This is a genomic window from Bradyrhizobium sp. STM 3557 (assembly GCF_045571465.1).
Classification (GTDB): domain Bacteria; phylum Pseudomonadota; class Alphaproteobacteria; order Rhizobiales; family Xanthobacteraceae; genus Bradyrhizobium.
In genome coordinates this window covers 6555392-6575697 of record NZ_CP120697.1, presented here as the reverse complement: position 1 = coordinate 6575697, position 20306 = coordinate 6555392, and the positions used below count along the sequence as shown (strand labels likewise).

Below are 20306 nucleotides of genomic sequence, written 5' to 3'. Positions count from 1 at the left end.
TGGTTCTGCATTCAGGACCGCAAAATCAGCCGCCGAGTACGGGTTCAGGCACTGAATGGTAGGTCAGTGCCGCTCGAGTTGCGGCTTCCGCATAAGACAGAGTTTCGCCTTGTATCTGGCATGCCAAGAGCTAGAGTGGCGACAAGCAATAATCGAAACGGAACGCCTCATGACTGAAGACGTGCATCGCGTGCGTGCATTCGAGCATCCCGGAGAGGGGCGCCGGCGCGCCAAGGCGACGCCCAAGGGGCGGCAGGTGGATCCGACCGCCGCCCACGAGATCGCCGAGCTGCTCGGCGATCTGCCGCGACGCCGCGATTTGCTGATCGAGCACCTGCACCTGATCCAGGACAAGTACCGTCAGATCTCGGCGGCTCATCTTGCGGCGCTGGCCGACGAGATGAAGCTCTCGTTTGCCGAGGTGTTCGAGACGGCCACCTTCTACGCCCATTTCGACGTGGTGAAGGAGGGCGATCGGCCAGTTCCGCCGCTCACCATTCGCGTCTGCGATTCCATCACTTGTGCGATGATGGGTGCCGAGCCCTTGCTGCAGGAGCTGCAGCAGCAGGCCGGCCCCGGCATCCGCGTCGTGCGCGCGCCCTGCGTCGGTCTGTGCGATAGCGCGCCGGTCGCAGAGGTGGGCCACCACTTCGTGCATCGGGCGACGACAAATGAGGTGCTCGCGACCGCCGGCCGCGGCGACACCCATCCGCATGTTCCGGATTACATCGACTACGACGCCTATGTCGCCGGCGGCGGCTACGAGCTGCTGGGCGATCTGCGCGCCGGGCGCATCACGCGCGACGACATCCTCAAAGCGCTGGACGATTCCAGCCTGCGCGGGCTTGGCGGTGCCGGCTTTCCGACCGGCCGCAAATGGCGTGCCGTGCTCGGTGAGCCAGGGCCGCGGCTGATGGCGGTGAATGGCGACGAGGGCGAGCCGGGCACCTTCAAGGACCGGCATTATCTGTACAGCGATCCGCACCGCTTCCTCGAGGGTACGCTGATCGGCGCGCATGTGGTCGAGGCCGGCGAGGTCTACATCTATCTGCGCGACGAATATCCGATCGCGCGCGAAATCCTGGTCCGCGAGATTGCCAAGCTGCCGCGGGGCGGCCCGGTGCTGCACTTACGCCGCGGCGCCGGCGCCTATATCTGTGGCGAGGAATCCTCGCTCTTGGAGAGCATCGAGGGCAAGCGCGGCCTGCCGCGGCACAAGCCGCCTTATCCGTTCCAGGTCGGCCTGTTCGGCCTGCCGACCCTGATCAACAATGTCGAGACCTTGTGGTGGGTGCGCGACATCGTCGAGAAGGGCGCGGAATGGTGGAGCAGTCACGGGCGCAATGGCCGCAAAGGCTTGCGCAGCTATTCGGTGTCGGGTCGCGTGAGGGATCCCGGTGTCAAGCTGGCGCCCGCGGGCATCACCGTGCGTGAGCTGATCGACGAGTTCTGCGGTGGCATGGCCGACGGCCACAGTTTCTATGCCTACCTGCCCGGCGGCGCGTCCGGCGGCATCCTGCCGGCGTCAATGGGCGACATCCCGCTCGATTTCGGCACGCTTGAGAAATACGGCTGCTTCATCGGCTCGGCCGCGGTCGTGATCCTGTCGCAGCAGGATAGCGTGCGCGCGGCGGCGCTCAACCTGATGAAGTTCTTCGAGGACGAGAGCTGCGGCCAGTGCACGCCGTGCCGCGTCGGCACGCAGAAGGCGGCGCTGCTGATGCAGCGGCCGGTCTGGAACAAGCCGTTGCTCGACGAATTGAGCCAGGCGATGCGCGATGCCTCGATTTGCGGGCTCGGCCAGGCCGCCTCGAACCCGCTGACATCTGTCATCAAATACTTCCCCGATGAGTTCAAGGACGCCGCGGAATGACTACGATCACGTTCGAACTCGATGGCGTCAACGTCGAAGCCAAGCTAGGCGAGACCATCTGGCAGGTGGCGCAGCGGCAGGGCAAGGAGATCCCGCATCTCTGCTACTCGCCGGCGCCCGACTATCGCGCCGACGGCAATTGCCGTGCCTGCATGGTGGAGATCGAAGGCGAGCGCGTGCTCGCGGCCTCCTGCAAGCGCACGCCGACCGTCGGAATGAAGGTGAAGACGGAGAGCGCGCGCGCGGTCGCGGCGCAGAAGATGGTGATGGAGCTCTTGGTCGCCGATCAGCCGGCGCGCGAGACCTCGCACGATCCCGATTCCAAGTTCTGGCATTGGGCCGAGAAGACGGGCGTCACTGAAAGCCGGTTTCCGTCTGTGGAGCGCTGGCAGGCCGATCCCAGTCATCCGGCCATGCGCGTCAATCTCGACGCCTGCATCCAGTGCGGGCTTTGCGTGCGCGCCTGCCGCGAGGTCCAGGTCAACGACGTCATCGGCATGGCCTACCGCAATGCCGAGGCCAAGATCGTGTTCGACTTCGACGATCCGATGGGCGAATCCACCTGCGTGGCCTGCGGCGAATGCGTGCAGGCCTGTCCGACCGGCGCGCTGATGCCGGCCGTGATGCTCGACGAGAACCAGACCCGCGTCACCTATGCCGATCGCAAGGTCGACTCGTTGTGCCCCTATTGCGGCGTCGGCTGCCAGGTCACCTACCAGGTCAAGGACGAGAAGGTGATCTACGCGGAAGGGCGCGACGGCCCGGCCAACCACAACCGGCTCTGCGTCAAGGGCCGCTTCGGCTTCGACTACATCCATCATCCGAACCGGCTGACCAAGCCGCTGGTGCGGTTGCCGGGCGTCAAGAAGGACGCCAACGACCAGGTCGATCCCGCCAATCCGTTCACGCATTTCCGCGAGGCGAGCTGGGAGGAAGCGCTCGACATCGCCGCGAAAGGCCTCGTCAAGATTCGCGACGAGAAGGGACCGAAGGCGCTCGCCGGCTTCGGCTCGGCCAAGGGCTCCAACGAGGAAGCCTATCTGTTCCAGAAGCTGGTGCGCACCGGCTTCGGCTCCAACAATGTCGACCACTGCACCCGGCTGTGCCACGCCTCCTCGGTTGCGGCGCTGTTCGAAGGTCTGAGCTCCGGCGCCGTGTCGGCGCCGTTCGCGGCCGCCGCCGATGCCGAGGTGATCTGGGTGATCGGCGCCAACCCGACCGTGAACCATCCGGTCGCCGCGACCTACATCAAGAATGCGGCCAAGCGCGGCGCCAGGCTGTACGTCATGGATCCGCGGCGGCAGACGCTGTCACGCCACGCGACCGCGCATCTCGCCTTCAAGCCCGGCAGCGACGTCGCGATGCTGAACGCGATGATCAACACCATCATCACGGAAGGCCTGACCGACGATCAGTACATCGCCGGCTACACGGAAGGCTATGAGGAGCTGAAGGCGAAGATCCAGGAGTTCACTCCCGAGCGCATGGCTCCGGTCTGCGGCATCCCGGCGGAAACGCTGCGCCAAGTCGCCAGGGACTACGCGACGGCCAAATCATCCATCATCTTCTGGGGCATGGGCATCAGCCAGCATGTCCACGGCACCGACAATGCGCGCTGCCTGATCGCGCTGGCCCTGATCACCGGCCAGGTCGGCCGCCCCGGCACGGGCCTGCATCCGCTGCGCGGGCAGAACAACGTGCAGGGTGCGTCCGATGCCGGCCTGATTCCGATGTTCTTTCCGGACTATCAGCCGGTCGGCCGCGCCGACATGCGCGGCGCCTTCGAAAAGCTATGGGGACAGGAGCTCGATCCCGTGCGCGGGCTCACGGTGGTCGAGATCATGAACGCGATCCACGCCGGCGAAATCCACGGCATGTATATCGAGGGCGAGAATCCGGCGATGTCGGATCCTGACTTGCAGCACGCTCGCGAGGCGCTCGCCAAGCTCGATCACCTCGTGGTGCAGGACCTGTTCGTCACCGAGACCGCGTTCCATGCCGACGTCATCCTGCCGGCCTCCGCCTTCGCGGAGAAATCCGGCTCCTTCACCAACACCGACCGGCGCGTGCAGCTCGCGCGCGAGGTGATCAAGCCGCCGGGCGATGCGCGACAGGATCTTTGGATCATCCAGGAGATCGGCAAGCGCATGGGTCTGCCCTGGAACTATTCCGGGCCTGGCGAGGTCTTCACCGAGATGGCCGAGCTGATGCCGTCGCTCAAGAACATTACTTGGGAGCGGCTGGTGCGCGAGGGCGCGGTGACCTATCCGGCAGATGATCCCAACAAGCCCGGCAACGAGATCATCTTCACCACCGGCTTCCCGACAGAGAGTGGCCGCGGCAAGATCGTGCCGGCGCACATCATCCCGCCGGACGAGGTGCCCGACGACGAGTACCCGATGGTGCTCTCGACGGGGCGCATGCTCGAGCATTGGCACACCGGCTCGATGACGCGCCGCGCCGCCGTGCTCGACCAGATCGAGCCGGAAGCGGTCGCCTTCATGTCGCCGAAGGACATGCGGCGCAAGCAGCTGGCGCCCGGCGATTTCATCCGCCTGGAGACGCGGCGCGGCGCGATCGAGGTCAAGGTGCGCGCGGACCGCGACGTGCCGGAGAACATGGTGTTCATGCCGTTCTGTTACGCGGAGGCTGCTGCCAACCTGTTGACCAATCCCGCGCTGGATCCGTTCGGCAAGATCCCGGAGTTCAAATTCTGCGCGGCGCGGGCGGAGCGTGCCGAGCTTCGCAACGCGGCGGCGGAGTAGGCAGAGCGAGCAAGGCCATGGCATCTGCGACCATGGCCTTGGTGTTGTCGTCGGCTTCGACCAGCGGCAGCCGCATGTCCGGACGCCCCAGCCCTTGCAGGCTCAAGGCGTATTTGAGGGCCGCAGGCGTCTCCCGCGCGAAAGCATCGAGCAGCGGCAGCGCCAAGCCGTGCAGCCGGCGTGCGGATCGCCAGCGTCGGCGCTGGCCCTGTATGAACATCGCCTGGCACAGCTCCGGCGCCACCAGGGCAAGCGGGGACATGCAGCCATCGACGCCCGCGGCGATGCTGGCCAGTACGGTGGATGCATCGCCAGCCAGCAGCCGGAAGGCTGGTGGCAGTTGCGATCGCAGCCGCGCCACGCGCGCGACATCGCCGGTGCTGTCGCAGAGGCCGACGAACTGGCCCGATTGCGCCAAGCGGAGCAACGTGTCATCGGACAAGACGCGCGCAGTCCGTGCCGGACAATCGTGCAGGATGATCGGCAGTGCAGTGGTCTCGGCGACGGCGCCGAAATGCGCAAACATGCCCTCCTGCATCGGCCTGTTGTAGTAGGGGACGACCGACAGGATCGCGTCGGCGCCCGCCGCCGCGGCTTGCCGGGTCAGCTCGACCGCCTGATGCGTGGCGTTTGAACCGGCGCCAGCGATGACATGGAAGCGCTTGCGCGAGGTTTCGACCGCGGTGCGGATCAGCTGCGTGCGTTCGGCCGGCGTCAGCGTCCAGGCCTCGCCTGCGGTGTCGCAGATCAGGATTGCGGATGTCCCGGCTGCGATCTGGCGCTCGCAGAGCGCGGCGAACGCAGCGAGGTCGATGCTGCCATCAGCGCTGAAGGGCGTCGGAATGTCGGGGATGAAGCCTGCGAGCCATTTGGCTGGATGGCCGCCCCAGCGATAGGGCACGACGTTGCTGCTCATGCGACCGGCGGCCTTCCAAATCCGAGCAGCAGCCCGGCCGGCGCGAGCCGGCCCTCGGTGTCGAGTTCGATGGCGCGCGCGAGTTCGACGATCGCCTCGGGATGATGCCCATTCTCGAACAGCGCATATTTGATTGCCTGCGCACGGTCGACGAACAGACCGCCAAACAAACCGTTCTGCTCCTGCGCGACCCACTGGCCGCTTCGGTTACGGCCGATGAAGACGAGTGCGGCCGAGGTGCTGCACGAGGGAGGTTCGACAAGTTTCATGGACGTGGTCCCTTCGGTGTTCGAGCGGAAGACGCCTGTCGCGCAGGCGCTCCGCTTCGTCGATCAATATTGAGGGGGATGGATAGGAATGCGAGGCGGCTCGTGGGCGATCTCATAAGTCCTGCGTAGGGGGGAGATGCTGCTTACGAGGCTGATAGCTGATTGATCTCCATGACCGCGCAATACAGCGCCGTATAGGCGGCCATCTCGTCCCAATGGTTCAGGCCCGCGGTGAAGACGCGCTCGCGGCGCATCATGCCGATCACGGCGCAGAGAATGATGGTCATCCAAAGCAGCGCAGCGATGCTGCGCCCGAAGCCGATACTGCCGAACGCGGCGAATAGGGTCAGGATCGCGGTCCGTATGCCGAAGCGCAGCAACACCTGCTCTGGTTTCAGCCGCGCCGATGTGTCTGCGAAATGCGCCACGCCGACCTCCTCAATGCAAGGACGTCAGGAGAAATTGTCGCAGCACAGCGGCGTGCACATTGCATCCGTCAGCGGCGACAGGACGCTCGGCTGGCGCGACGATGCGACCACCTGCTGTGCCTCGACGAGGGCGTCGAGTAGCGCCAAGGCGAGATCGGAATGCCAGCCGTCCACGGATTGATCGAGCCAATCCGCGAGTTCGCGCCTCCGCGAGAGCGCGCAGTGCCACTCGCCGCCATCATAAGCGATGCGTCGAAGCTGCCATTGCGGCAATTCCAGCGCGATCAACGCGAGCGCGGCATCGATCCGGGCACCCGACTGGATCAACCGTCCGATCTGTGCTGCGCCTTCTGCGTGTTGACGGCGCGTCCCCGAATGATGGCTGCTGCCAAGAATGTTCGCGATCACGGCGGCCGTTGTGCCGGCCGGATCAAAGAATTCATCCACTTGGTGATGTCCGGCCAGGAGTTGCATGCTGTCATCCTGTCGTCAGGTGATCCCGTACTGGGACTGCGACAGGCAAGATGGTCCCGACAGCTGTTTGAAAACGAGATGGCGGACCGGCCGAAGATATAAAGCCGGCATAAATACCGTGCGGAATTGGAATTTTTCTCCTATTTGCTGCGCATCTGCTCCATTGGCGATATCCGCGCTTCGGGCACCGCGCCTTTATGAGATTCCTATAACTTCGCCGGCTAGACCGTCTCGAAAACCTATGGCCCGGCTGGCATCTCCTGAGCACGAAAACCCGAGCGCGCAGAATCAGCTCACGCTGGATGCGTCGTAGATCCCGTGCCCGGAACGTTGCGCGAGATATCGCGCAAACAGGAGCAAATCATGCTGGACATCCTGATGCTGGCGCTGGCCGCCGGCTTCTTCGCACTGGCGATTGGCTACACCTATGCCTGTGAACGGCTCTAGGAGGAGACGCGCCATGATCTTCGACTATTCCCTCGCCGCCGCAGTCTCGCTCGGCCTTCTGTTCTATCTCACCTACGCGCTGCTGCGGCCCGAACGGTTCTGACCGGCCTCCCACCCTCACGCGTCCTCAAAGGCAACATCCATGACAGCGATCGGCTGGCTCCAGATCATCCTTTATTGCGCTGTTGTCGTCGCGCTGGTGAAACCACTCGGCTGGTACCTCACGCGCGTCTTCAACGGTGAACGCACCTTCATGTCGCCGGTGCTCCGGCCGGTGGAGTCCGCGATCTACCGGGTCGGTGGTGTCGACGAACGGCGTGAGCAGCATTGGCTGACCTACACGGTCGCGATGCTGCTGTTTCATGTTGGTGGCTTCCTGATCATCTACGGCGTGATGCGGCTGCAGGCCGTGCTGCCGTTCAATCGGGCCGGCCAATCGGCCGTGGCCGAGGACCTATCGTTCAACACCGCGATCAGCTTTCTCACCAATACGAACTGGCAGAACTACGGCGGCGAAAGCACCGTTTCCTATCTCGTCCAGATGCTGGGGCTGACGCACCAGAATTTCCTGTCGGCCGCGACCGGCATCGTGCTGGCGATGGCGCTGATCCGCGGCTTTGCCCGCGCCTCGGTGCGCACGGTCGGCAATTTCTGGGTCGATATTGTCAGGTGCACGCTCTATGTGCTGCTGCCGATCTGCATCGTCTACACGCTGTTCCTGGTCTGGCAGGGCATACCCCAGACGCTTGGGCCGTATGTTGAGGCCACGACGCTTGAAGGCGCCAAGCAGACCATCGCCGTTGGCCCGGTCGCCTCGCAGGTCGCGATCAAGATGCTCGGCACCAATGGCGGCGGCTTCTTCAATGCCAACGCGGCGCATCCGTTCGAGAACCCGACGGCGCTGTCGAATTTCGTACAGATGATTTCGATCTTCGCGATCGGTGCGGCGCTCACCAACGTGTTCGGCCGCATGGTGGGCAACCAGCGCCAGGGCTGGGCGATCCTTGCCGTGATGGGCGTGCTGTTCATCGCCGGCGTCACCGTGACCTATTGGGCCGAGGCCAGCGGCACCTCCACGCTGAGCGCGCTCGGGCTGACGGGCGGCAACATGGAAGGCAAGGAAGTCCGCTTCGGCATCGTGGCGTCCTCACTGTTCGCAGTCATCACCACGGCGGCGTCTTGCGGCGCGGTCAATGCGATGCATGACAGCTTCACCGCGCTCGGTGGCATGATCCCGCTGATCAACATGCAACTTGGCGAGATCATCGTCGGCGGAGTAGGTGCCGGCTTCTACGGCATGCTGCTGTTCGTCGTGCTCGCGATCTTCGTCGCCGGACTGATGGTCGGCCGCACGCCGGAATATGTCGGTAAGAAGATCGAGGCCCGCGAGGTCAAGATGGCGATGCTCGCGATCCTGGTGCTGCCGTTGATGTATCTCGGCTGGACCGCGGTCGCGGTGGTACTGCCGTCGGCGGTCGCATCCATGGCTAACGCCGGCCCGCATGGCTTCACCGAGGTGCTCTATGCGTTCACCTCGGCGACCGCCAACAATGGCTCGGCTTTCGCTGGCCTCACCGGCAACACCTTCTTCTACAACCTGACGCTCGCGAGCTCGATGTTCGTCGGCCGCTTCTTCATGATCGTGCCGGCGATGGCCATCGCGGGCTCGCTCGCCGAGAAGAAATCAGTGCCGCCGTCGGCGGGCACGTTCCCGACCACCGGCGGCCTGTTCGTCGGCCTCGTCGTCGGCGTGATCCTGATCATCGGCGGCCTGACCTTCTTCCCGGCGCTCGCGCTCGGCCCGATCGTCGAGCATCTGGCGATGAACGCTGGCACCCTGTTCTGATCCGTTGCTCTCGGAGTGACTTCGATGGAAACCATGAAACTGCAAAAGCGCACGCCCGTCTCGGCGATGCTCGATCCGAAGATCGTATTGCCGGCGATCAAGGCGTCGTTCACCAAGCTCGACCCGCGGCTGATGGCGAAGAACCCGGTGATGTTCGTGGTCGAGATCGTGGCTGCGCTCACCTCCGTGATCTTCCTGCGTGATATCATGACCGGCGGCGCAGACCTCGGTTTCACCTTCCAGATCATCCTCTGGCTCTGGTTCACGGTGCTGTTCGCGAACTTCGCGGAAGCCGTCGCCGAAGGTCGCGGCAAGGCGCAGGCGGACTCGCTGCGCAAGACCCGCACCGAGAGCCAGGCCAAGCTGCTGGCGGGATCTGAGGACGCCGTTCGGCTGGTGCCGGGCACCAGCCTCAAGGTCGGCGACATCGTCCTGGTCGAGGCGGGCGACATCATCCCGTCCGACGGGGAGGTGATCGAGGGCGTGGCGTCGGTGAACGAAGCAGCTATCACCGGTGAGTCGGCGCCTGTTATCCGGGAATCCGGCGGCGACCGCTCGGCGGTGACCGGCGGCACGCAGGTCTTGTCCGACTGGATCAAGGTGCGGATCACGGCCGCGCAAGGCTCGACCTTCATCGATCGCATGATCAGGCTGGTGGAGGGGGCCGAGCGGCAGAAGACGCCGAACGAGATCGCGCTCAACATCCTGCTTGCGGGCCTCACCATCATCTTCGTGTTCGCGACCGTGACCATTCCGAGCTACGCGGCCTATGCCGGCGGCTCGATCTCGGTGGTGGTGCTGGTCGCGCTGTTCGTCACCTTGATCCCGACCACGATCGGCGCGCTGCTCTCCGCGATCGGCATCGCCGGCATGGACCGCCTGGTACGGTTCAACGTGCTGGCGATGTCGGGCCGCGCAGTGGAAGCCGCAGGGGACGTCGACACGCTGCTGCTCGACAAGACCGGCACCATCACGCTCGGCAACCGGCAGGCGACAGCCTTCCGACCGGTGCGTAGCGTCACTGAGCACGAGCTCGCGGATGCCGCGCAGCTCGCCTCGCTAGCGGATGAGACGCCGGAAGGCCGTTCCATCGTGGTGCTGGCGAAGGAGAAGTATGGCATCCGCGGCCGCGACATGGCCGAGCTCGGCGCCACTTTCGTGCCCTTCACGGCACAGACCCGCATGAGCGGCGTCGATGCCGGCGGCTCGTCAGTCCGCAAGGGCGCAGTCGATGCCATACTAAATTACATCGGCGGTGGTACCGCGCAGCTCGCCTCGGGCAATACGGTGCGGGCGATCCAGCCAGCGCTGGAGAGCGATGTGGCGCGCGAAGTGCGTGCGATATCAGACGAGATCGCCAAAGCCGGCGGCACGCCGCTGGCCGTCGCCAAGGACGGCCGGCTGCTCGGCGTCATCCAGCTCAAGGATATCGTCAAAGGCGGCATCCGCGAGCGCTTTGCCGAGCTGCGCCGGATGGGCATCCGCACCATCATGATAACAGGCGATAACCCGATGACGGCCGCTGCCATCGCAGCCGAAGCTGGCGTCGACGATTTCCTGGCGCAGGCGACGCCCGAGGACAAGCTGAAGCTGATCCGCGACGAGCAGGCCAAGGGCAAGCTGGTGGCAATGTGCGGCGACGGCACCAACGACGCGCCGGCACTCGCGCAGGCTGATGTCGGCGTCGCCATGAACACCGGCACGCAGGCCGCGCGCGAGGCCGGCAACATGGTCGACCTCGACTCCAATCCGACCAAGCTGATCGAGGTGGTCGAGATCGGCAAGCAGCTATTGATGACGCGCGGCGCGCTGACGACGTTCTCGATCGCCAATGACGTCGCGAAGTACTTCGCCATTATTCCCGCGATGTTCCTCGCGTTCTATCCGCAGCTCAACGTGCTCAACATCATGCACCTGGCAAGTCCGCAAAGCGCGATCCTGTCGGCGATCATTTTCAACGCGCTGATCATCATTGCATTGATTCCGCTGGCTCTGAAGGGCGTCGCCTACCGGGCCATCGGAGCCGGCGCGCTGCTCAGCCGCAACCTGATGATTTACGGCGTGGGCGGCATCATCATTCCCTTCATCGGCATCAAGGCGATCGATCTCGTGGTGACCGCCTTGCACCTGGCCTGAACACCATAACAGCCGTCATTGCGAGGAGCCGAAGGCGACGAAGCAATCCAGACTGCATCCAAGGAAAGATCCTGGATTGCTTCCGCTTCGCTCGCAATGACACCTCTAGTTCGGAGACATCACAATGCTCAGAGAAATCCGTCCCGCCATTTTCGTCCTGCTGGCGCTCACCATCATCACCGGCCTGATCTCTCCGCTGGCCATGACCGCCATCGCCGGCATCATCTTCCCGTCCCAGGCGGAGGGCAGCTTGGTCGAGCGCGATGGCAAAGTGGTCGGCTCCGTCCTGATCGGGCAGGAGTTCAAGGATGACAAATACTTCCACGGCCGTCCCTCGGCGACCACGGCACCCGATCCCAGCGATTCGACCAAGACCGTGCCGGCACCATACAACGCCGCCAACTCGTCGGGCTCCAATCTCGGCCCGACCAGCAAGGCGCTGGCTGACCGCCTCAAGGATGACGTGGAGAAGCTGAAGGCGGAGAACCCTTCGCAAGCAGTGCCGGTCGATCTGGTCACGACCTCCGGAAGCGGCCTCGATCCGGACATCTCGCCGGAGGCGGCCGCCTTCCAGGTGCCGCGGATCGCCAAGGCGCGCAGCCTGCCGGAGGATCGGGTCCGCGCCCTGGTGGCGCAAAACACACAAGGACGCCTGCTCGGCATTCTCGGCGAGCCGCGCGTGAATGTGCTGGCGCTCAACATGACGCTTGATGCGGCGCCGGGCAGATAGGACGCGCTGGCCTTGGCGCATCCACTCGCGTATCTATAGTGCGATATGGCCAGTCAACGCCGCGATCTAGATCAACGTCCCTCGCCGGAAGCCCTGCTCGAGGCCTTCAGGCGCGAGGACAGCCCTGCGGGAAAGCTGAAGATCTTCGTCGGCGCGGCGCCGGGCGTCGGCAAGACCTATGAGATGCTGCAAAGTGCGCATGCCAAGCTCAAGGCCGGCGTCGATGTGGTGGTGGGATACGTCGAGACCCACGGCCGCGCCGAGACCGAGGCCCTGGTCCGCGGGCTCGAGGTGATCCCGCGCAAGCGCATCGCCTACAAGGACCAGATCCTCGAGGAGATGGATCTCGACGCGGTGATCGCGCGCAAGCCGAAGCTGGCGCTGGTCGACGAACTCGCGCATACCAACGTCCCCGGGGGCCGCCATCCCAAGCGCTATCTCGACGTCGAGGAGCTGCTGTCGCACGGCATCGATGTCTATACCGCCGTCAACGTCCAGCACATCGAAAGCCTCAACGACGTTGTCGCCCAGATCACCCATGTGCGGGTACGCGAGACCGTGCCGGACTCGATGTTCGATCGCGCCGATGCGATCGAGCTGATCGACCTCACGCCCGACGACCTGATCCAGCGCCTGCGCGAGGGTAAGGTCTATGTGCCCAAGCAGGCGGAGCGGGCGCTAGAGCATTATTTCTCGCCCGGCAATCTGACCGCGCTGCGCGAACTCGCGCTCCGCCGTACGGCCGAGCGTGTCGATGAGCAATTGCTCACCCACATGCAGGCGAACGCGATCGCCGGGCCCTGGGCGGCCGGCGAGCGCATCCTGGTCTGCGTCAGCGAGGACCCGCGGGCGGCAGGGCTGGTGCGTTATGCCAAACGGCTGGCCGATCGGGTCCATGCGCCCTGGACCGCGATCACCATTGAGACACGGCGCAGCCTGCAGCTCACCTATGCGCAGCGCGATCGCCTCGCCGACACGTTGCGGCTGGCTGAATCACTCGGCGGCGAGGCGCTCACGCTGCCCGGTGTCAACAGGCATATCGCCGACGATCTCATCAATTTTGCCCAAGGGCACAACGTCACCCAGATCATCATCGGCAAGTCCAGCCGCTCGCGCCTGTTCGAGATCGTGCAGGGCTCGGTGGTGCACGATTTGGTGCGGCGCGCCGGTAATATCAGTGTCCATGTGATCGCTGGCGACGAGTTGCCTGCCAATGCAAGCACTCCGGTGCAGACCCGCGCCCGCAGCGAGCCGTTCCGGCCGCGCCCTTACCTGACGGCGGTCCTGATCACGGCGCTCGGCCTCGGGGTTGCGGAATTGATCCAGCCCTGGTTCGGCGTCGAGAATGTCGATCTCGTGTTCCTGACCGCCGTGGTCGGCGTGGCTGCGCGTTATGGCCTGTGGCCATCGCTGCTCACAAGCGTCCTCGCCTCGCTCTGCTACAATTTCTTCTTCCTGCCTCCGATCTACACCTTCACCATCACCGACCCGACCAACATCGCGGCATTCTTCTTCTTCATGTTGATCGCGGTGCTGGTCTCCAATGTTGCGGGCCGCGTGCGTGTCCAGGCCGATACCGCAATCGGCCGTGTCCGGACGACCGAGCAGCTCTATGCCTTCAGCCGCAAGCTCGCAGGCACCGCGACGTTGGATGATGTGTTGTGGGCGACCGCCTATCAGACCGCGCTGATGCTCAAGGTGCGCGTGGTGCTGCTGCTGCCCGAGGGCGGCAAGCTGACGGTGATGGCGGGTTATCCGCCGGAAGACCAGCTCGATGATGCCGACCTCGCCGCGGCGAGCTGGGCCTGGAGCAACGATCGTGCGGCGGGGCGCGGCTCCGACACCTTGCCAGGCGCGAAGCGGCTGTTTCTGCCGATGCGCACCGGGCGCGGTCTGATCGGAGTCATAGGCATCGATGATGACCGCACCGGGCCGCTGCTCACGCCCGATCAGCGGCGCCTGCTCGATGCGCTGGTGGACCAGGGCGCGCTTGCAATCGAACGGGTGCTGCTGGTCGAGGATATGGACCGCGTCAAGCGCACCATGGAGCAGGACCGGCTGCGCGCGGCGCTGCTGACCTCGATCTCGCATGACCTGAAGACGCCGCTGGCCTCCGTGCTCGGCTCCGCCTCCACCATGCGTGATCTTGCAGGCAACCTCAGCGATCAGCAGAAGGCCGATCTGCTCGCGACGGTGATCGACGAGTCCGAACGTCTCAACCGCTTCATCGCCAATCTGCTCGACATGACCAAGCTGGAATCCGGCGCGATCGTGCCGAACAGCGCGCCGCACGATCTCAGTGAGATCGTCGGCAGCGCGCTGCGCCGGGCAAGCAAGATCCTGGCGAGCCACAACGTCTCGCTCGAGCTTCCGGCCGATCTGCCGATGCTGGAGCTCGACGCGGTGCTGTTCGAACAGGTACTGTTCAATCTGCTCGACAACGCGGCCAAATATTCGCCCGCCGATACCACGATCGCAATTCGCGCTCTACGGGATGGGCAATGGGTGGTGATCGATATCAGTGACGAAGGCGAGGGGATCCCGCCTGGCGAGGTCGAGCATGTGTTCGACAAATTCTATCGGGTGCAGAAGGGCGATCATGTACGGCCAGGCACGGGTCTCGGCCTTGCGATCTCGCGCGGCTTCATCGAGGCCATGCACGGCCGCATCACCGCGGCAAATCGCGGTGACCGCCGCGGCGCCGTGCTGACCATACATCTGCCCGTCCCCTCGCGAAGCCAATCACTGGATACCGCCGCATGACCGGGGCTCCGATCAAGGTTCTCGTCATCGACGACGAGCCGCCGATCCGAAAGCTGCTCAGGATGGGCCTGAGCACACAGGGCTATGAGATCCTGGAGGCCTCGAACGGCAAGCTTGCGCTGGAGTTTCTGGCGCAGCACCCGGCGCTCATCATCCTCGATCTCGGTCTGCCTGATATTCAGGGGCATGAGCTGCTCCGCATGATCCGCGGTCGTGATGACGGTGTGCCGATCGTGGTGCTGTCGAGCCGCGGCGACGAGGCGGGCAAGGTCGAGGCACTCGATCTCGGCGCCGACGACTATTTGACCAAGCCGTTCGGAATGGATGAGCTGCTGGCACGCTTGCGAGCGGCGCTGCGGCATCAGCTGCAGGTCAAGGGCGAGCGGCCGGTGTTTCGGTCAGGTGATCTCTCCGTCGATCTCGTCAGGCGCATCGTCAAGGTCGGTGAGCGCGAGATCAAGCTGTCGCCGAAGGAATATGATCTTCTACGCGTGCTGGTGCAACATGCCGGCAAGGTGCTGACCCACCGCTTCCTGCTGAAGGAGCTGTGGGATGAGCTGACGGACGCGCAATATCTGCGCGTCTATGTGCGGCAGCTTCGGCAGAAGATTGAATCCGATCCCGAACGACCGCAGTTCGTGCTGACCGAAACCGGCATCGGCTACCGGCTTCGTGCGCCGGACTGATGCATGCTGTCCACCGGGAACACCGATTCGGAACCAACAGGAACTGCCGTGATTACTTTCGTGTCATCAGGAGAAAATTCCATGGCACGTAAGACTCGCAAATATTCCAAGGGTGCGTCCAAGAAGGTCGGACGCGCGATGAAGAAAAGGAAAGCCGGCACATTGAAGAGCGGGCGCTCCGGCCGCAAGGTCAAGAGCCGAAAGCAGGCGATCGCGATCGGCCTGTCCGAGGCCCGCCGCGAAGGCAAGAAGGTGCCGCCGAAGAAGGGCGCGAAGAAATCGACGAAGAAGAGGTCGACTAAGAAGTCCAAGAAAAAGACATCGAAGAAGCGGAAGTCGAAGAAGAAGAGCTGACGTCTCTCTCAGCGTCATTGCGGGGAGCGAAGCGACGAAGCAATCCAGACCGTCATCGTAGAGGCAGTCTGGATTGCTTCGCTGCACTCGCAATGACTGCGAACTAACCCGCTTTCCGTGCCCGCGCGGACGAACGATGTGCTTTCCTGGCGGGACGCCGCTGTGCGTGGGAGCGCCTGGAGGAGGAGTGGCGTGCGGCCTTCGCCGCGCGCTTGCCCTTCAGGCTTTGCTTCAATGCATCCATCAGGTTGATGACGTTGCTCGGACGCTCCTCGGGCTCCGGGATCTTGATGGTCTTGCCGGAGGCCTTGCGCTTGACTAGCGCCTTCAGCGCGGTCTCGTACTCGTCCTTGAATTTGCTTGGATCGAAATGCGCGGCCTTGCTGTCCAGGATATGGCTGGCGAGCTCGACCATGTCCTTCGTGATCTTCGGGTTCTTGATGTCGTCGAAGAACTCGCTCTCGTCGCGCAGCTCATAGGGAAAGCGCAGGGTGGTGCCGAGCAGGCCCTTGCCGCACGGCTCGATGGCGATGACGTGCTCGCGATTGGTCAGCACGATGCGCGCCAGCGCAACGCGGTCCTGGTCCTTCATCGCGTCGCGGATCACGGCGAAGGCATCGACGGCCGCCTTGCCATCGGGGGCGATGTAGTAGGGATGATTGAGATAGCGCTTGTCGATCTCCTCGCGCGGCACAAAGCTGTCGATGTCGATCGTATGGTTGCTCTCGATCTGCACCGCCTCCAGCTCCTCCGGCTCGATCTCGACATATTTGCCCTTGGAGAGCTCATAGCCACGCCCCTTCTGATCGCCTTCGACGACCTCGCCGGTCTCGGCGTCGACCATCTGCTGCTTCAGCCGGTTGCCGGTCTCGCGGTTGATCATGTGGAAGCGTGTCTTCTCGACCGAGGTCGAGGCCGGATAGAGCACGACCGGGCAGCTCACCAGCGACAGCTTGAGCGAACCTTTCCAATAAGCACGCGGCGCCATGCAATAATCTCCAGCATTTCCAGGGATTTGGGAACTCCAACCGGCCTTGGGGGTTTTGGTTCCGAGCGGCTGGCGCGGCGTGTTAGGCTCGCGGCCGGCATATCTGATCAGGACGACGGCCGTGGCGCTGAAGAAGCTCTCCACCTATCGGAAGAAGCGGGATTTCGACAAGACGGCGGAGCCTTCGGGCGACGTCAAGGTCGCCCCCGGGAAGCGCCTCCGCTTCGTGATCCAGAAGCACGATGCGACGCGGCTGCATTACGATCTGCGCCTGGAATATGACGGCGTCTTCAAGTCATGGGCGGTGACCAAGGGGCCGTCGCTCGATCCGCATGATAAGCGGCTCGCGGTCGAGGTCGAGGATCATCCGCTCGACTATGGCGACTTCGAAGGCACGATTCCGGAAGGCCAGTATGGCGGGGGCACCGTGATGCTGTGGGATCGCGGCTATTGGGAGCCTGAAGGCGATCCCGAGCAGGGCTTCAAGAAGGGCGACCTGAAGTTCACGCTGGACGGCGGCAAGCTGCATGGCTCCTGGGTGTTGGTTCGGATGCGGCACGACCGCACCGGCGGCAAGCGCACCAATTGGCTTCTGATCAAGCATCGCGACGAGAATGCGCGCGAAGGCGAGGCCAACGACATCCTGGATCAGGACAAATCCATCGCCTCCGGGCGCAGCATGGAGCAGATCGCGGCCGGCAAGGGCCGGGCGCCGAAGCCCTTCATGATGGCGAAGACGACGCGCATGAATGCCGACGCTGTCTGGCACTCCAATCGCGGCGATGCCCATGAGGCGCGGGCAAAGACGTTGGCCTCCAAGGCGCCCGCACCGAAGGCCAAAGCGATCGGGCCCAAGACGGCCGCGACGATGCCCGATTTCGTCAAGCCGGAGCTTTGCATATCCGTTGACGAGCCGCCGGGCGGCGAGGGCTGGGGCCACGAGATCAAATTTGACGGCTATCGCGTGCAGATCCGCGTCGAGGATGGCCGGGCCACGCTGAAGACGCGCAAGGGCCTGGACTGGACGGCCAAGTTCGGTGCGATTGCCGCGGAGGCCGGCAAGCTGCCGGATGCGATCGTCGACGGCGAAATCGTCGCGCTCGACGGCAAAGGCAATCCGAATTTCTCGGCGCTGCAGGCGGCGATCTCGGAGGGGCAAACAGATGAGCTGATCTTCTTTGCCTTCGATCTGATGTTCGCCGAAGGCCTCGATCTGCGGCAGTTGCCGCTGCGGGATCGCAAGCAGCGGCTGCAGAAGCTGTTGAAGGCGCATATCAAGGGCAAGAACGCTCATATCCGCTACGTCGAGCATTTCGAAAGCGACGGCGAGACCGTGCTGGAATCGGCGCGCAAGCTCAATCTGGAAGGGATCGTCTCCAAGCGGCTCGACGCGCCCTATCATTCCGGCCGCACCGAGGGCTGGACCAAGGCCAAGACCCGCCCCGGACATGAGGTCGTGATCGGCGGCTGGAAAACGACCAATGGCAAATTCCGTTCGCTGATGGTCGGCGTGAACAAGGGCGATCATCTCGCCTATGTCGGCATCGTCGGCACCGGCTTCGGCCAGGACAAGGTCAAGCAGCTGATGCCGGCGCTGAAACGCGCGGCTTCGAACGACAATCCGTTCGGCGGCGAGAATGTGCCGCGCAAGACCCGTGATATGCACTGGCTGAAGCCGGAGCTGGTGGCGGAGATCGAGTTCGCCGGCTGGACCGAGGGCGGCAATGTCCGTCAGGCGGCGTTCAAGGGGCTGCGCCACGACAAACAGGCCAGCGAGGTCGTGGCGGAGGAGCCGGTCATGACCAAGGTCAAGAAGCCGCTGGCGCGGGCCGCCGCGACCGCCGCAAGCGCCGGCACGGTCGTGCATCGGACGCCGTCGAAGACAAGAGAAGCCGCGGTGATGGGCGTCACCATCTCGAAACCGGACAAGGCGTTGTGGCCGGACGCCGGCGACGCCGAGCCCGTCACCAAGCTCGATCTGGCGCGCTATTTCGAGGATGTCGGCGAGTGGATGATCGCGCACCTGAAGGGGCGGCCGTGCTCGATCGTGCGCGCGCCCGACGGCATCGATGGCGAGAAATTCTTCCAGCGCCACGGCATGCAGGGCCAATCCGATCTGCTTGAACTGGCGAAGGTCTGGGGTGATCGCAAGCCCTATCTGCAGATCGATCGCGTCGAAGGCCTGATCGCCGTCGCGCAGGTCGCGGCCGTCGAGCTGCATCCCTGGAATTGCGCACCGGATGATTACGAGGTTCCGGGCCGGCTGGTGTTCGACCTCGATCCTGCGCCGAACGTCGATTTCGAGGAGGTCATTGCCGCCGCCAAGGAGATGCGGCAGCGGCTCAAGGATGTCGGGCTCGAAAGCTTCTGCAAGACCACGGGCGGCAAGGGACTGCACGTGGTGACGCCATTGCGTTATGGCGCCCGGGACAAGGTGACGTGGCCGGAAGCCAAGGCGTTCGCGCAAGGCGTCTGTCAATGGATGGCGAACGACAACCCCGAGCAATATCTGCTCAACATGTCCAAGAAGCTGCGCAAGGGAAAGATCTTCCTCGACTATCTGCGCAACGACCGGATGTCGACCGCGGTGGCGCCGTTGTCGCCGCGCGCGCGGGCTGGAGCGACTGTGTCCATGCCGCTGACCTGGGCCCAGGTGAAGAACGATCTCGATCCGAAGCGTTACACGGTCCGCACCGTGCCTGGCCTGCTGGCGAAGTCAAAAGCCTGGAAGGACTATGATGATGCGGCCGCGTCGATCAAGCCGGCGATCAAGAAGCTGGCGGAGAAGATTTGACCCTCCGCTTCGACGCAGTTGGTTGATTGAGTTCAGTGTCATGCCCCGCGCAGGCGGGGCATCCAGTACGCCGAGACCCCTCGGCCGATCACGAGCGCCTCGGAATACTGGATCGCCCGCTTTCGCGGGCGATGACGACCAGTTGTTATTGGTAGTCCGACATGCCAGCGTCGGGTGAATGCAAGCGAGTTCAGATTCGCCCGAGCAACAACAGAATCAGCAGGATGATGATGATCAGGCCGAGACCGCCGCCGCCGTAATAGCCGGTGCCGTAGAAGGGCCCGCCGCCGATGCCCGAGAACCCGCCGAGCAGCGCGATCACGAGAATGATCAGGATGATTGTTCCGATAGACATGACTCCTCCTTCGCCCCGGCAGCAGGAGGGCGACAATTTGCTCTGCCTTCGCCGAGGAAACCGGTGGGAACTTCGAAAGTTCCGGGGGCGTTGTTGGGAAAAATGCACTGTGTCTTTCGGAACAGCGCTGCTGTGCGTGCAGTGCGTCAATAACGAGGGCATCCGATGTCCGCACCACTTGTCGTATCCATTCCCCACCGTCTCGGCAAAGAAGAGGCATTGCGGCGGCTGAAGCACGGTCTGACGCGCGCTGCGAGCAGCGTGCCGGTGCTAAAGGTCGACGAAGAGCACTGGGACGGCGATCAGATGACTTTCCGTGTGCGAGCGCTGGGACAGGCGGCGTCCGGCCACATCAATGTCGGCGAGGCGGACGTGCGCGTCGAGGTGGTGCTGCCCTGGCTGCTGCAGCGCTTCGCCGAAGTGGCGCAGGCAGCCATCCGCAGTCGCGGGCAGCTGCTGCTGACGAAAAAGGGCTGACGACT

At 64.0% G+C, this 20306-nt stretch carries 18 protein-coding genes; 12 read left to right on the top strand and 6 right to left on the bottom strand.

The genetic code is table 11. The annotated features are described in order from the left end of the window. The first annotated feature begins 169 nt into the window (after positions 1 to 169). Positions 170 to 1873 carry an NADH-ubiquinone oxidoreductase-F iron-sulfur binding region domain-containing protein gene (locus tag P6U24_RS30390; RefSeq protein WP_407156111.1) on the top strand — a complete coding sequence of 568 codons (1704 nt, stop codon included), beginning with the start codon at positions 170 to 172 and terminating at the stop codon, positions 1871 to 1873. Further along, positions 1870 to 4638, top strand: coding sequence for a formate dehydrogenase subunit alpha (gene fdhF / locus P6U24_RS30385; RefSeq protein ID WP_407156110.1), 2769 nt, complete (start codon positions 1870 to 1872; stop codon positions 4636 to 4638). The genes P6U24_RS30390 and fdhF overlap by 4 nt, the downstream gene beginning before the upstream one ends. Here fdhF and dapA read toward each other — a convergent pair. The 4 genes from dapA to P6U24_RS30365 form a co-directional block, all read right to left on the bottom strand. Beyond that, on the bottom strand, positions 4580 to 5554 hold the full coding sequence (dapA, locus tag P6U24_RS30380) for a 4-hydroxy-tetrahydrodipicolinate synthase (RefSeq protein WP_407156109.1): 975 nt from the start codon (positions 5552 to 5554) through the stop codon (positions 4580 to 4582). The two genes, fdhF and dapA, sit on opposite strands and share 59 nt — an antisense overlap. Then, entirely contained in the window at positions 5551 to 5823 is a 273-nt protein-coding gene (locus P6U24_RS30375; RefSeq protein WP_407156108.1) for a hypothetical protein, read from the bottom strand. The genes dapA and P6U24_RS30375 overlap by 4 nt, the downstream gene beginning before the upstream one ends. Before the next feature lie 143 nt (positions 5824 to 5966). Beyond that, the gene (locus tag P6U24_RS30370; RefSeq protein ID WP_407156107.1) at positions 5967 to 6251 is read right to left on the bottom strand and encodes a hypothetical protein; all 285 of its coding nucleotides are present in this window, start codon (positions 6249 to 6251) and stop codon (positions 5967 to 5969) included. A gap of 24 nt (positions 6252 to 6275) precedes the next feature. Continuing rightward, entirely contained in the window at positions 6276 to 6725 is a 450-nt protein-coding gene (locus tag P6U24_RS30365) for a hypothetical protein (protein ID WP_407156106.1), read from the bottom strand. A 318-nt stretch (positions 6726 to 7043) separates the two neighbouring features. Between P6U24_RS30365 and P6U24_RS30360 the strand changes: the two genes are divergently transcribed. The 8 genes from P6U24_RS30360 (at position 7044) to P6U24_RS30325 (ending at position 15687) form a co-directional block, all read left to right on the top strand. Next, positions 7044 to 7172 carry a hypothetical protein gene (locus P6U24_RS30360; RefSeq protein ID WP_407156105.1) on the top strand — a complete coding sequence of 43 codons (129 nt, stop codon included), beginning with the start codon at positions 7044 to 7046 and terminating at the stop codon, positions 7170 to 7172. 13 nt (positions 7173 to 7185) lie between these two features. Next, on the top strand, positions 7186 to 7275 hold the full coding sequence (locus P6U24_RS30355; protein WP_407156104.1) for a K(+)-transporting ATPase subunit F: 90 nt from the start codon (positions 7186 to 7188) through the stop codon (positions 7273 to 7275). Positions 7276 to 7314: 39 nt separating this feature from the next. After that, the gene (gene kdpA, locus P6U24_RS30350) at positions 7315 to 9018 is read left to right on the top strand and encodes a potassium-transporting ATPase subunit KdpA (protein ID WP_407156103.1); all 1704 of its coding nucleotides are present in this window, start codon (positions 7315 to 7317) and stop codon (positions 9016 to 9018) included. Positions 9019 to 9042: 24 nt separating this feature from the next. Then, entirely contained in the window at positions 9043 to 11154 is a 2112-nt protein-coding gene (gene kdpB / locus P6U24_RS30345) for a potassium-transporting ATPase subunit KdpB (RefSeq protein WP_407156102.1), read from the top strand. 124 nt (positions 11155 to 11278) lie between these two features. Then, positions 11279 to 11884 (top strand): K(+)-transporting ATPase subunit C, encoded by a 606-nt coding sequence (locus P6U24_RS30340; RefSeq protein WP_407156101.1) that lies wholly within the window; start codon positions 11279 to 11281, stop codon positions 11882 to 11884. Between the two features lie 45 nt (positions 11885 to 11929). After that, the gene (locus P6U24_RS30335; RefSeq protein ID WP_407156100.1) at positions 11930 to 14647 is read left to right on the top strand and encodes a DUF4118 domain-containing protein; all 2718 of its coding nucleotides are present in this window, start codon (positions 11930 to 11932) and stop codon (positions 14645 to 14647) included. Next, the gene (locus tag P6U24_RS30330) at positions 14644 to 15333 is read left to right on the top strand and encodes a response regulator (RefSeq protein WP_407156099.1); all 690 of its coding nucleotides are present in this window, start codon (positions 14644 to 14646) and stop codon (positions 15331 to 15333) included. The genes P6U24_RS30335 and P6U24_RS30330 overlap by 4 nt, the downstream gene beginning before the upstream one ends. A gap of 81 nt (positions 15334 to 15414) precedes the next feature. Next, complete coding sequence (locus tag P6U24_RS30325; RefSeq protein WP_407156098.1) at positions 15415 to 15687, top strand: DUF6496 domain-containing protein; 273 nt, start codon at positions 15415 to 15417, stop codon at positions 15685 to 15687. A gap of 103 nt (positions 15688 to 15790) precedes the next feature. Here P6U24_RS30325 and P6U24_RS30320 read toward each other — a convergent pair whose 3' ends face one another. Next, complete coding sequence (locus tag P6U24_RS30320; protein ID WP_407156097.1) at positions 15791 to 16675, bottom strand: Ku protein; 885 nt, start codon at positions 16673 to 16675, stop codon at positions 15791 to 15793. 121 nt (positions 16676 to 16796) lie between these two features. Here P6U24_RS30320 and ligD point away from each other — a divergent pair, with 121 nt between their 5' ends. Further along, on the top strand, positions 16797 to 19469 hold the full coding sequence (gene ligD, locus P6U24_RS30315) for a DNA ligase D (RefSeq protein ID WP_407156096.1): 2673 nt from the start codon (positions 16797 to 16799) through the stop codon (positions 19467 to 19469). Between the two features lie 190 nt (positions 19470 to 19659). On the opposite strand, the gene P6U24_RS30310 is transcribed toward ligD, so the two are convergent. Then, positions 19660 to 19824 carry a DUF3309 family protein gene (locus tag P6U24_RS30310; protein WP_407156095.1) on the bottom strand — a complete coding sequence of 55 codons (165 nt, stop codon included), beginning with the start codon at positions 19822 to 19824 and terminating at the stop codon, positions 19660 to 19662. A 165-nt stretch (positions 19825 to 19989) separates the two neighbouring features. Here P6U24_RS30310 and P6U24_RS30305 point away from each other — a divergent pair, with 165 nt between their 5' ends. Beyond that, the gene (locus tag P6U24_RS30305; protein WP_407156094.1) at positions 19990 to 20301 is read left to right on the top strand and encodes a polyhydroxyalkanoic acid system family protein; all 312 of its coding nucleotides are present in this window, start codon (positions 19990 to 19992) and stop codon (positions 20299 to 20301) included. Positions 20302 to 20306: the final 5 nt, after the last annotated feature.

Bases quoted from the DNA above. Each gene is read 5' to 3' on its own strand.
- fdhF (WP_407156110.1), top strand. From the start codon at position 1,870: ATGACTACGATCACGTTCGAACTCGATGGCGTCAACGTCGAAGCCAAG.
- P6U24_RS30335 (WP_407156100.1), top strand. From the start codon at position 11,930: ATGGCCAGTCAACGCCGCGATCTAGATCAACGTCCCTCGCCGGAAGCC.
- P6U24_RS30305 (WP_407156094.1), top strand. From the start codon at position 19,990: ATGTCCGCACCACTTGTCGTATCCATTCCCCACCGTCTCGGCAAAGAA.
- P6U24_RS30390 (WP_407156111.1), top strand. From the start codon at position 170: ATGACTGAAGACGTGCATCGCGTGCGTGCATTCGAGCATCCCGGAGAG.
- dapA (WP_407156109.1), bottom strand. From the start codon at position 5,554: ATGAGCAGCAACGTCGTGCCCTATCGCTGGGGCGGCCATCCAGCCAAA.
- P6U24_RS30310 (WP_407156095.1), bottom strand. From the start codon at position 19,824: ATGTCTATCGGAACAATCATCCTGATCATTCTCGTGATCGCGCTGCTC.
- kdpB (WP_407156102.1), top strand. From the start codon at position 9,043: ATGGAAACCATGAAACTGCAAAAGCGCACGCCCGTCTCGGCGATGCTC.
- P6U24_RS30365 (WP_407156106.1), bottom strand. From the start codon at position 6,725: ATGCAACTCCTGGCCGGACATCACCAAGTGGATGAATTCTTTGATCCG.
- P6U24_RS30325 (WP_407156098.1), top strand. From the start codon at position 15,415: ATGGCACGTAAGACTCGCAAATATTCCAAGGGTGCGTCCAAGAAGGTC.
- P6U24_RS30375 (WP_407156108.1), bottom strand. From the start codon at position 5,823: ATGAAACTTGTCGAACCTCCCTCGTGCAGCACCTCGGCCGCACTCGTC.
- P6U24_RS30330 (WP_407156099.1), top strand. From the start codon at position 14,644: ATGACCGGGGCTCCGATCAAGGTTCTCGTCATCGACGACGAGCCGCCG.
- P6U24_RS30320 (WP_407156097.1), bottom strand. From the start codon at position 16,675: ATGGCGCCGCGTGCTTATTGGAAAGGTTCGCTCAAGCTGTCGCTGGTG.
- P6U24_RS30340 (WP_407156101.1), top strand. From the start codon at position 11,279: ATGCTCAGAGAAATCCGTCCCGCCATTTTCGTCCTGCTGGCGCTCACC.
- P6U24_RS30355 (WP_407156104.1), top strand. From the start codon at position 7,186: ATGATCTTCGACTATTCCCTCGCCGCCGCAGTCTCGCTCGGCCTTCTG.
- kdpA (WP_407156103.1), top strand. From the start codon at position 7,315: ATGACAGCGATCGGCTGGCTCCAGATCATCCTTTATTGCGCTGTTGTC.